Source organism: Desemzia sp. FAM 23990, assembly GCF_045528485.1.
Taxonomy (GTDB): Bacteria; Bacillota; Bacilli; order Lactobacillales; family Carnobacteriaceae; genus Desemzia.
On sequence record NZ_JBGQQW010000036.1, the window covers coordinates 20,513 to 32,381 of the forward strand.

General features: G+C 38.5%; 8 protein-coding genes. All 8 read right to left on the reverse strand.

Annotation, left to right across the window (positions count from 1 at the left end; translation table 11 throughout):
- Window positions 1–11: 11 nt before the first annotated feature.
- The 8 genes from ACEN4I_RS12555 to ACEN4I_RS12590 all read right to left on the reverse strand — a co-directional run bounded on the left by ACEN4I_RS12555 (window position 12) and on the right by ACEN4I_RS12590 (window position 11,664).
- Window positions 12–311: a DUF5344 family protein gene (locus ACEN4I_RS12555; protein ID WP_131832564.1), complete on the reverse strand. Its 300-nt coding sequence runs from the start codon at window positions 309–311 to the stop codon at window positions 12–14.
- Entirely contained in the window at window positions 304–1,449 is a 1,146-nt protein-coding gene (locus ACEN4I_RS12560) for a hypothetical protein (protein WP_407097485.1), read from the reverse strand. Before ACEN4I_RS12560 ends, ACEN4I_RS12555 begins: the two co-directional genes overlap by 8 nt.
- A gap of 1 nt (window position 1,450) precedes the next feature.
- Window positions 1,451–6,010: a type VII secretion protein EssC gene (gene essC / locus ACEN4I_RS12565; protein ID WP_407103197.1), complete on the reverse strand. Its 4,560-nt coding sequence runs from the start codon at window positions 6,008–6,010 to the stop codon at window positions 1,451–1,453.
- Between the two features lie 44 nt (window positions 6,011–6,054).
- Window positions 6,055–7,254, reverse strand: coding sequence for a type VII secretion protein EssB (gene essB / locus ACEN4I_RS12570; RefSeq protein ID WP_407103196.1), 1,200 nt, complete (start codon window positions 7,252–7,254; stop codon window positions 6,055–6,057).
- A gap of 10 nt (window positions 7,255–7,264) precedes the next feature.
- Entirely contained in the window at window positions 7,265–7,507 is a 243-nt protein-coding gene (locus ACEN4I_RS12575; RefSeq protein WP_407097482.1) for an EsaB/YukD family protein, read from the reverse strand.
- Window positions 7,494–7,985 (reverse strand): hypothetical protein, encoded by a 492-nt coding sequence (locus ACEN4I_RS12580; protein WP_131832582.1) that lies wholly within the window; start codon window positions 7,983–7,985, stop codon window positions 7,494–7,496. The genes ACEN4I_RS12575 and ACEN4I_RS12580 overlap by 14 nt, the downstream gene beginning before the upstream one ends.
- A 2-nt stretch (window positions 7,986–7,987) precedes the next feature.
- Window positions 7,988–11,278 carry a type VII secretion protein EsaA gene (gene esaA, locus ACEN4I_RS12585; protein ID WP_407103195.1) on the reverse strand — a complete coding sequence of 1,097 codons (3,291 nt, stop codon included), beginning with the start codon at window positions 11,276–11,278 and terminating at the stop codon, window positions 7,988–7,990.
- 95 nt (window positions 11,279–11,373) lie between these two features.
- On the reverse strand, window positions 11,374–11,664 hold the full coding sequence (locus ACEN4I_RS12590; RefSeq protein WP_407103194.1) for a WXG100 family type VII secretion target: 291 nt from the start codon (window positions 11,662–11,664) through the stop codon (window positions 11,374–11,376).
- Between the last annotated feature and the right edge of the window lie 205 nt (window positions 11,665–11,869).

Below are 11,869 nucleotides of genomic sequence, written 5' to 3' on the forward strand. Positions count from 1 at the left end.
GTGCACCCCCACTATGAACCGCTTGAACCAAATGCTCTGTCCCAAATTGTCATTCCTGCTAAATCACGGTCTACATTCATCCAGTCTGCTCGAATAAATTCCAAATTCTGAATATCATTCTCCGCCAACGCTTTAAAGTTGGTCATTGCTGTATTCATTTGATCTAGAGCATCCACATACTTATTGACTGCTGCCAAATCCAAGTTTCCCTTTTCTGTTGAGTAAGGAGAACTATCGATCACCTCAGTAGCTTCTCTAAAACCGGCGATCTCTTCTTGAAGTTTTTCTGGGTCGATCAATATTTCAGACATAGTTCACACTCGCTCCTTGTTCTAGCCTAATGTGGCATTCAGTAATGGCTTCTTGATTTAGTTTCATGATTTTTTTGATAAACTCAGGTCGATACGTTTTAATGGTGACATAATACTTGATCAAATCAATGCCATTCACATATAAACTGGCAAACAGCGCATTGAATTGATACGGTTTTTCGACAAGCATGTATTCCACTTCTTCCTGTATAGACAAACAGGCTTCTTTTACATTCTCTTCAGTTAAAGATACTATTATTTTATCTTTGTATTCTAGTAAAGGCAAATCTTTGTACAGTATGCTGGCATCTAAAGCATCTACACTAACTGCAAAATGATGTTTGAATAAACTATGCCCGATCAATTGCAATAAAGCAAAACGATCGTGTACCGGAATCGATTCTGAATCAAAGTCAAAGTGCATAGCACCAGTGCGATAGGATTGCTTATCCATTGCAGATAAGTGTCGGTCTTGAGCAGGAGCATCACCTATCAAATGAATGGAAGGAACAAATACATCTCCCGGCCTTTTGGTTTCTTTGAGTTGATAGAAAAAATCAGCTTCTTTTATTTTATCTGTATGGCCATTGATCAATAAAAACGTGTTCGGATAGTTCACAAACATTTCCCTAAATTGTCTTATGTCTGCTGACTGGATCGCTTGGATTGCCTGAGTAAATTGGTGAAAATCAAATCCCTTGCGTTGATCTGAAAACTCCATCAATTTAGTATATGCCCGAAATTCGATATCCTGGTAGTTCTTTTGAAAATTAGCTACACAATTGGCTTTCGCTTCTACAAATAGTTTTTCATCAAAATCTCCCTCATAAAAGAGATCCATGATTTGTTGGATATCTTTATCAAAAGTCGAAACGGTCGTAAAAAAGGTCAGTACAGAAGCATTTGTTGTCGTATTCGTCCGCACCATTTTCCCCATCGTTTGAGCTGTTTTCAAGCGCATATATTCCATAAAAACATTTGCACTGGCTTGGTTTAATGTGATTCGCTTAGATCTATTTTTCAGCAACATATACTCTTTATAGGCGAAACCGGCATGAATGCCCAGTGAAACATAAAGCTTATTGTCCATGTATGGATATTGATTGATTTCTATCCTTAAGTCATTTACCTTATTCATCTTACCCCTCCGAAGTTTTTACTGGGAACTTGATTTTTTGAACATTTCCCTCACGATACAAGTAGGCTTCATCTTGTTCTAATGGTTTTTCGCGAGAAATCCGGACGGCCGGTGCATAAATGGTTTGCTCTGAAAAGCTCATCGTTATGACCGCATTTTTCGTAGCTTTCAATCGCTTCGCCAAATCATTATAGTCGCGATTGAAAGTACTGAATTCTGCACCAAAAACAATCGTGATCCCTAATTTGTGTTCTAGTTCAACTAGTTGATCGATTTTCCGCTTCACAGCTGTATCCAATTTGTCGTAAATCGCACTTAAGTCATTGATGACCAACATGATCGGCGTAAAGTCTAAATGGAAGTCTTTCATGTTCTGAGCAGCATCTTGTTTGAATTGATTGAAATACAGTTCTTCCCGTTCCGCTATAATCTCTAAAACATGTTCAATGACATAATCGATCTCTTGGTCTGTAGTGGCATATGCTTGGACACTTTGGCGGTGTGTATACAATGGCATACTGGAATGATCAATGATGTACGTTCGCTGCTCAGTCGTTTTAACGATTTGCAGCAATGAATTTAAGCTTTCCGTTAATTTCATTCTTCCCGAACTTAAGTAGATCACTTTTTCGTTGCGTTTAAATCCTATCGGTAAAGCAGTGCTTCTGTCCAGCCCAACGACGAGTGTTTCTTTTTCAGCTAACATTTCGACCACGATTGGATTGGACACAAAATCGTTAACGAGCAGTTCGTCTGGAACCATTGGAATAGGAATCGGCAGCTTACCCTTCCAAGCTTGCTTCATGCGCTTCACTTCCGTTTGTATTTCCTGAATCAAAGCTATGCTGCTTTCTCCTTTAGCCGGCAAAGCTACTTGGAACAACTCAGGTTTCTCTAATCGTACCAAACCACGTCCAGGAGTATCATCAATGGTCAGTGAAGTTCTTCCGACGATCATTCTCGCTTCGTCATCCGCATTTTGTTTTAACACAAATTGCTGCTTGATATTGCCCGATAAATTCATTCGAATATTGGCTTGTCTTCCAGCGGTCATCACGATATGGATTCCCAAGCTGGCTCCTTCACGGGCTAATTGGATCAAATGACTTTCAAATTCAGCTTCGATCGGAAATCCTTTGATTCCTTCATAGCTGTCTACCGCAATCAACAGAGAAGGTTCACTTTTCCCGCTGACTTCTTCATATAACGCCATATTAGCTACTGAATACTGGCTCAACAATTTTTTCCGTCGCTTGATCTCTTGAGTCATACGGGTAATGTATTTTCTGATTTTTTCGTGTTCGTCTGCACTGAATATATCGGCCACATGTGGCAAATCTTTTAGTGGCAACAAACCATTTGTTCCAAAATCCAATAAATACATCTCCACTTGTTCTGGATTTTGTGAACGGGCTAAGTCCAAGAGGATCGTTTGTAAAAAAGTCGACTTTCCATACCCTGGACTAGCATACAATAATACATGTCCATTTTTCCTTAAATCCAATTGCAGGGTTTGCTGTTCTTGACTATCCGGTAAATCGATCATCCCAATGACTGGTTTCAAAGGCATTTTTTTCTTCGCCCATTCTTCCTCAAATTGAACCTCATGCAGGTTTTCTACATAGATTCGCTCTTTTAAAGGAGGCAGCCAAGGTTTTGAAATCGGTTTGATTTTTTCTTTGAATACTTCTCTTTGGATACCTTCGATCACAGCATCCAATTCTGTAGGGAGCTGTTTGATTTCTTCAACAGAGTCTAACCCGCTTAGATCCTCGTTCAATATCTCATATTGTCCTAAATCATTAACCATATAGATGGTGTGATCTTCAATGTGCTGTGTTTCTTTATCTGGAAGATAATCAGCACCACTCCAAGCACTTTGGAACAACTCATAGATTTCATTGTTTCCCACCTGCATATATCCTCTGCCAACTTGAGTGATCTCAGAGGCATCTGGCGTCCGCAGCATTTCCATAGAATCTGCACGGTCCGCTACTTTCAATGCGATCTTAAAGCGTGAATTACTCCAAATCTGGTCATCTACCACTCCGGTAGGTTTCTGGGTCGCTAATATCAAATGAATCCCTAACGAACGTCCAATACGAGCAGTAGAAACCAATTCTTTCATAAAATCAGGCTGCTCGGCTTTTAATTCCGCAAATTCATCACTGATCAGGAATAAATGGGGCAATGGTTCAGAGACATCTCCATTTTTGACCAGTTTTTGGTACTGATTGATGTGATTGACATTGTTCAATGAAAATAATTGCTGCCGTCTTTTTAATTCGGCTTTGATGGAAGACAACGCTCTTAAACTTTGATTGCCATCCAAGTTGGTGATCGTTCCCAATAAATGCGGTAAATGAGCAAATAGATTTGCCATTCCTCCACCTTTGTAATCAATCAGTAAAAATGCTACATCATGTGGATGGAAATTGACAGCCAAACTCAAGATATAACTTTGGATCAACTCCGATTTTCCTGATCCTGTTGTTCCTGCAATCAATCCATGTGGTCCATGTGCTTTTTCATGCAAGTTCAATTGTACTGGATCATTCATAGCTCTTAAACCGATTGGCACTGCTAATGTTTTATGCGGTGAATGCTCCTGCCAACGTTTGGCAACTTCTAGGTCTTCAAAACGACTAGCCTGGTACATTTCCAAGAAGGTCACTGTATCCGGAACGCCATTTTTAATGCTTTGCAAATGCTTTAACGGTGCTAATTTGCGCGGAATCCGTTCTTTGTCGAAAGAATCTGGAAAATGGTCTAAATGGAACAGTGTATTCTTCAATTCTCCACTTTCCATCAATAAAACTCCGGTATTTCGATCTCGAATGTCAATAACCGTTTGAACATTCTCCGATAATGAACTTAGAACATCTTGCACAAAAATGATGCTGCATCCTAAAGCTAATGGATTTTGATCAAAGAATTCCATGATCATGTGATCCAAGATCAGTTTCTCATCCGTGACCAACACTACATATTGCGGACTGAACAATGAACCGTCATCGGCTTTTTTCTTCTCATCCAGCGCATTCTTCCGCTCTTTCAAGATCTGGTACAAGCTGTTCAATACTTGATCCCGGCTGCGTTGGTTATAGACAAATCCTCGTACATTAGTATCGCTTAATTTTGCATGCGGCAACCAGCGCATCCAATTCCAGTCTTCTTTTTCTTCTTCCGGAAAAATGGTAATAAACTGGATTTCATGGTAACTATGGAAAAAAGCCAATTGATTGACCAGCAACTGCAGCTGCTCGATAACCAATTTTCTCGGACCGATATAGCCCACCGGTGCATCAGTCAAATTGACCGTGATCGGCATTTGGTCTAAGGACTGGTACTGTTCAAATAAGTGATAGCCTTGTGTCTCCAAATCGTCTAATTTTTTTTCTCTTTCTTTATTCGAGTAAGTCAAATCGACAGAATTCGGAACTTTTCCCAATCCTAGACGGTAGTGCAGAAAGTCAAAATGGTTTGGTGTTTTTTCATAAATTCGATGGTTCATGCTGACGGTCAACTCTTCAATCTCACTGATGGAGGGGTAATGATAGTGTTGTCCGTTTTCTTGTTCTTTTTTATCGTGGTACAAATCTTTGGCTTTCGCTTTTAAATAGCTCTGATATGTATTCGTTCTTTCTTCCAGCGCTTTTCGATACTCGCGCTTTTGCGTGAAATAACGTTGGATAGAAAAAACAGCTGTTAACAAGGACATCGCTAAAGTAATGATAATGTACAACCCTCTTGGTTGAAAAATACTGATCATGATCAGTAAAGTCACCATGACCAATGGCGGCACAATAATCTTTAACAACTGTTCTGACGGCTTTTTAGGCAGTTGAGGTGGAGCTTTTACTTCTACCTTCTTTTCCGGATTGCGGTAAATGATCCTAGGTGACCGATGGTAGTCAGGATAATCTTCTGGATACTCATACCTTGAGAAAACCACTTCTTGCAAGTTTACTTGCATAGACTCAGATTTCCGAACTTGCAATTCATCTTTGACCAGCTTGAGTTTATGATTTTGAAAAGCTACTTCGTCTCCAAATTCGATGGCCCCTGTTTGTGCTTGGACAAGACGATTGTTTACGTATAAAGAACCTTCAAGCAACTCGTACCACCATTGAGAGTGATCATCTCTTTTAAAAATAGCCTTTAACGAAGGAGTTGCCAGTTGGATATCTGCATTTTGATGCGGACTGATCAATAAGGTATTTTTAGTAGCCAGATCATATCGTTTTTGCGGCAGTTGGTCCCCTAAATAAAACTGGATCTCTCCTTGATCTATCGGAAGAGATATCCACTCATTCAGCTGTCCTTCTATGATTTCTTCATTGAATTGGACCCTAACTCGTCTGCCAATAACATGAATAGGCCCTAATGGCACATCCAGAAATAAGCGGTTCAAGGTAGAAAATCTTTTTTCCTCCAACGAAATGGAATAGGCATTTTCTTTTTCTTCTGCCGCAATATCAAACTGATACCTCTCCATTAAATCATAGACGATCAGACTAAGCGGTTTAGTTCTTTTTTCTTGGTATTTCACTTGTTCCACCGGTTACACCTTCCTTACTCCGTATTCTTATACGTTGGTCTCTCTTACTCTGTGCTTTCATCAAGAATAGAATCTCTTTCTTTCGTGTATTCATCATACTGGTTCTCATACTGACTCAATTGTTCTTCTCGTTCTTCTCCCGTTAAATCTGGATTATTAACGATCTGTTCCCGAATTTGAACCAAACCGTATAAAATCAAATCGTAATCGCCGATCTTTTTCGCCACATCGATCGCTTCTTCAAAATCGCCGCGACCAATATGGACCCAAAAATCTAAGTAGTTGGTATCCGATTTCAAACTGACGTTGTTCAAAATCACTTTTTTTTGCTCTTCATTAAAATTCTGACCTTGCACTACTGAGTAAGCCAAAATGTACTTTTGTGTGACCGGTAAATCAGTGTGATCCACTGGATTTAATGTCGAAACCACTTCTGAGTAGTTATTTTGGACAAAATAAGCATCTGCTTGTAATAAGCGATTTTGAAAAGGACTGCGGATAAAGACAAAATAAATCAAGGCAGCTAGAGCAATAACCAAGGCCGCTCCGAACCAAATGGACAATTGTCGTGACCATGTATATTTCTTCTTATCTACTTTTTGATATTTCAGTTTGTCTTCCTGCGTTTTTTGGTGGTATATCTGTTTAAGGTACTCGGCTAATTGGTTAAAGGTTTCCGCATTTTTGATGTGTATAATAAATTCATTGCCTGTTATATTTTCCAAATTCCCTTCATACAGATCTGTAAAATTGTACTGTGTCTGAAACAGACTGATGATATAGCTTTTTAAATTGCGCAATAAAAAAACGTCATTCATTTCCGTCGGCGGCATCTGCTCTTTGATCCCCCGATAAGCAATAGAAGGAATCAAATTGTAATCATAATAAATATTTTCTGGATGTAAGAAAAAAGTATACGGAAATGAGCTGAATCGTTCAACAGACAACAAATTTACTACTGCTTTTAATTTATCCGTATTGTCCAATGCTTGTATGTCTTGGGTGGTGTAACCAGGACGCTCGATAGCATAATGAAACAGTAATTTATCTTCCGTCACTTCATATGTACACGGCAGAAAATACGGTTCTGGCACTTTTAAAACCGCTAACTGTTGCTCATTTTTTAAATTGGCTGCTGATTTGATCAGCGCAACTGTCCATTCCTGATTGGTTTTCAGGTATTCGAATTCAGCATTGTCGAACATGATTGTCCTAGACTGTGGGTTGTTTTCTGTTTGCTCCATGCGGTTCTCCTTAGATAATTTCTATAATGTCTCCATCCGTTATCGGATAGTCATAAAGCTGTTGGTCTTCTGTTAAAACCAATCCCTTTGTACGGACTTTGATTTGCTTCATGCCTTCTTTCTTTTCCAAATGAAAAATGGATTCCATTTGGTGCACTAATGCAGCTGCACTGATGAAAATAGGAATGCGTAAATCAACTTGATTTCCGTTTTTTAACATCAATGTGATATTAATGTGTTCAGTATCTGGCATGTTTATCCCTCTTATACATTTGATATGAAGCTAAAAGTGCTGCTGATACTACCAGAACAACCATCAACCAGAACCAGTTGTTCTCAGTTAAATTAGCCAGCGCCAGCGACTGAAAGTTTATTTCAGTCGCTGGACTTGTTGAAGAGCTGGCATTTATCTGAGAAGTAAACAAGTTTATCTTTTCAATTGTATCATGAGTAGTGTCTTTGATGGGTTTGGTAAATAAATTGTCGGCCTGCTGGTTTCTTAAGGCTTGTTGCTGCTCTTTGTATTCATGCAGTTGTTGCGTATCCTCTAAGTGAAACAAGGCGCTGTTATTTGTTGAAAAGTTCGAACGCGATTCAGGCCCGCCTTCTAAACGATCTACTTGAATGTTTACACTTCTTGAATCGGAAGAATCCTCAGCTGAAACTTCTTGCGGATATAAACACAACCATACTCCTAAAACCCCCAGCAGAAAACAACTTCTTTTTTTCATCTCTATACCACCTCTTGTTTAGGTGTTTTCTTTTTAATGACTAATAATAATGCGGTTAAAATGATAGCGATCAAGATCAATCCAGTCACATATCCAGCGCTGCTTTGAACACTTAAAACTGCCCGTAAAGCTCTTTCTCCTAGCATCAACGGATTCACATTACGAACAGTTTCCGCAAAGCCCGTTAAACTATTGACTGTTCCTATCATTTCGGTCACAAAAACATAGCTGATCAAGAAATAAATACTGATTCCCAATCCAATGTTTTTCCATAACTTGATCAATCCATAATTCAATAAGGCAAACACAACACTGATCAACACCATAAATGAAATCCATTGCAGCATATAATCAACTGGAATAGCCAACACATTTCCACTAACGATTCCTTCGATCACACCTATAACTGCACTCAAACCAACTACGATCGCTAATGGATAAGCTCTTAATTTGAATGCTCCATTTGATTCATCAAAATCATCTTTTTTCAAAAAGACTAATTGGTTTGCAGCCACTAAATACCCCGCAAATAAGGAAATACCATAGGCCATCAATACCCAACTAAATGGATTCACGGTTTCCGCTGCTTGCACAGAACCTTTGAAGTCTTGTTCAACTGGATTAGCAATGAAGTTCATGACATTTTCATTCAACACGCCATTGTTGTGTGTGTTTTTCAGCAATTCCACAAATCCACCAGCAAAATCATTATTTTCTTGCACTTGTTCTTGGAAACGACTCATTAAACCGGCAGCATCTGATGACAGTTCTTCGCTGCTTGATGCCAATACTGATACATCTGCATCAAAATCTTGGAAAATATCCGCTACTGAATTAGCCATTTCCACAGTATTTTCAGAATTGCTCATCAAACTTCCGCTAGTTTGCAGCAACTGACTTAATTGAGAATGAATATCTTCAGCTGTTGCTGAACTAGATTCTTGGTCCAGTGCACTTTCTGTTCCTAATTCCGTCAGATTTTGAGCTTGTTCTTGCCAGTTGGACAATAACTGCAATTGCACATCAATCTGTTCTGAATTCGCCTGTGCTGTTGTGCGGATATCCACCAATTTATTTGCCAGAACAGGTATTTGTTGCGTCAAATGATTCATTGTTGACCGCGCATTAATTTGTTGCTCAGCTAATGTGCGGTAATTGGTCAAATTAGCTGTCAGCGTGTAGGTCACAATATCTGATAGATACGTTCTCACATCACGATCTAAAAACGCTTCTGCTGTTTTGGTATAAGCATCAAAAACAGGTTCATTAACGCTATCTGTTGTGATACCGATCTGCTCAAATACATTTTGATACACTTGTTTGACTTCACCTATTACTTCACTGTAGTTATTTAGAGCTTCACGGTAATCCTGTCCTGCTAAGTCAGAATAATAATCAATTTCTTCATAAAATACGTAACGAACTCCAGCTCTGCCTTCTTCCCAACCTATGATAGGCTTATCCGGCTCTATTTCTTTTTCTGTGGATGTTCCCTTCTCTTCTCCAGCTTCAGTCTGATTATCTTCTAAAAGAGATTCTAGGCCAGTTTCTGTGCTAGATTCAGCATTTGGTTTATCGCCTTTATCAGATTCCCTTGATTCTTCATAAATAGGGGTTGATTTTATTGGCTCTTGAAGCAATTCTACTACAATTTGCTGCTTTTCCGTTTGGTCTTCAGGCAATTTATTAATAGTATAAGAACCCTTGATCACAATCATTTCTTTGCCACCAACAGTTTGGTCCTCTGCCGACCACGAACCCAAAACTCCATCTGGGAAATCGACCGTAATTTTACTACCAGGTTCAATTTTCCCATCACTATTGTCAATTTCAAATGAAAAAGTCTTTTCTTCTTTGTTGGTTACAAATGGACTCAAAGCTGTATAAGCAGCTGCTACTCTTTGTTTCAGTGTATTTGCTTCTTCATTTGGGCTAGTACTGAAACTTTTCAGGTACTCCGTTTGCTTGTTGATAGAATCAATCAAACGAATCGTTTCTTCATTTTCAATTAAGGTTAATTGAGCTCTTGTATCTCCATCCTTAATACTGAAATACGGTAAGGAAGCTATTTTGTTCAATACGCTTTGTTGATGAAGAGCTTCATTCGCTGCTATCTCTTTCATAAACGCATTGGTTTCTTTATCATTTTCATGTAATGACAGGAAGTCCCTTAGGCTGATAGTCCCATCCTTTTTATAATATCCCATTAGTTGTTTGTCCACAAATGTATTCACAGATGCCAATTGTTGATCCATTAGTTCTTCTTGCTCCGTGATTTTTCCATTCATTTCATCCATATAATTCTGTAATCGTGTAAACTCGCTGGCATAGGTATCAAATTGATTTTCCGCCAACATGATCGGTCCAGGTTGTTGGAATTGGGCGAGTAATTGACGATTGGAAGTTTGGATGGATTGAAATAGATTTTGTGTTTCATCATTTAATAAATTGGCATCCATACTCATCAATTGCTCCATAAAAGCAGCATAAGAAGTTGAGTCACTCTCCAAAGTTGCACCATATTCCTTTAATTGAGAATCGTATTCCATCAAGGATTGACTGTATTCAGTAAATCCTTCTGTATTTTCAATCAGCGTATTTGTCAATCGCTCGTTTCCTTGAAGGCTTGTGTCCGTATGTGTTTTAATCGTCGGAATCGCATTTTCGAAATTCAAAGCAGTCCCATACACTTGATCTTCATATGAAAACATATTGCCATTATTGCCGTTTACTATTTCTTGAACGCTATTTTGTGCTTGTGACAGATTCACTAATATAGTCGCTACATAGACATCTACTAATTGTTGATTCAATCCATTCACGATTTCATGACCTACACGATTGGCTTCTGCTTCTAAATCACCATTTCCATTCGCATTCACTCTGTATTGAACGGAGACTTTTTCTGGATTTGCATCTTTCAAATCCAATATTTTAGCTGAAAAATTATTCGGTATAATCAGCATCAACTGATAAGAGCCTTCATTTAAACCAGTTTCCGCACTCCCTCTACTGACGACATACCAATTGTAATCCTCATTTTTTTCTACTTGTTTTATGTAATTAGATCCCAAGTCATAAGATGTATTATCGACGATCGTTCCTTCATCTTCATTGACAATAGCAATGTCCATCTTACCTTTAACATCCATAGATACTTTATCTGTAGAATCACCAGCTGTTTCATTTTGTTGATTTTTGCCTTGTATTTGATGGTTCAGCATAAACATCAATACTGAAAAAACAATCAGTGCTCCTCCAATTTTAAACCAGATCCCCTTTTTTTCTTCCATCCGTTTCCTTCACCTTTCCAAATTAGACTAAAAACCAAAGGGAAGGGAATTCTCATCCCTTCCCTTTGGTTTTTAAAATTAAGTACATTATCGATTTAGAATCCGATTTTCCCAGCAATATCTTGATCCGTTTGTTCAATAGTATCTGCTACTGAATTCAACTGAGTATTGATATCTTGCAATAATTGTGAAAATTCTTGAATTTTTGGTTTTAGCTCCGTAAATTGATTGTCAAAACTTTCAAATGCTGTACCTTCCCAATTTTCACGAATCGTTTCTTGCTCTGAGGTTAAAATAGATAATACATTATCGATATCTGTTGAACCATTTGTGTATTTAACCGCTGAAGTTCTTAGCTCTTCCGGTGTTAGTTTAATTTGTGCCATTTTTTCTCCTCCATTACTATAAGTAATTTACAACCAGAATAAACTTACCAAATTTTATACCTAGAAAGCAACTAAGTATGTGTCAAGTTTTTCTCGAGCGTCCTATTACTCCGCTAGTTTAGGCACTCTATTTTTGTACACTTGTCAGCTACCGCACGGCTCCGCCGCTTGCTGGCCCATCTTTTGGAAGAACGTTCCTAAAACC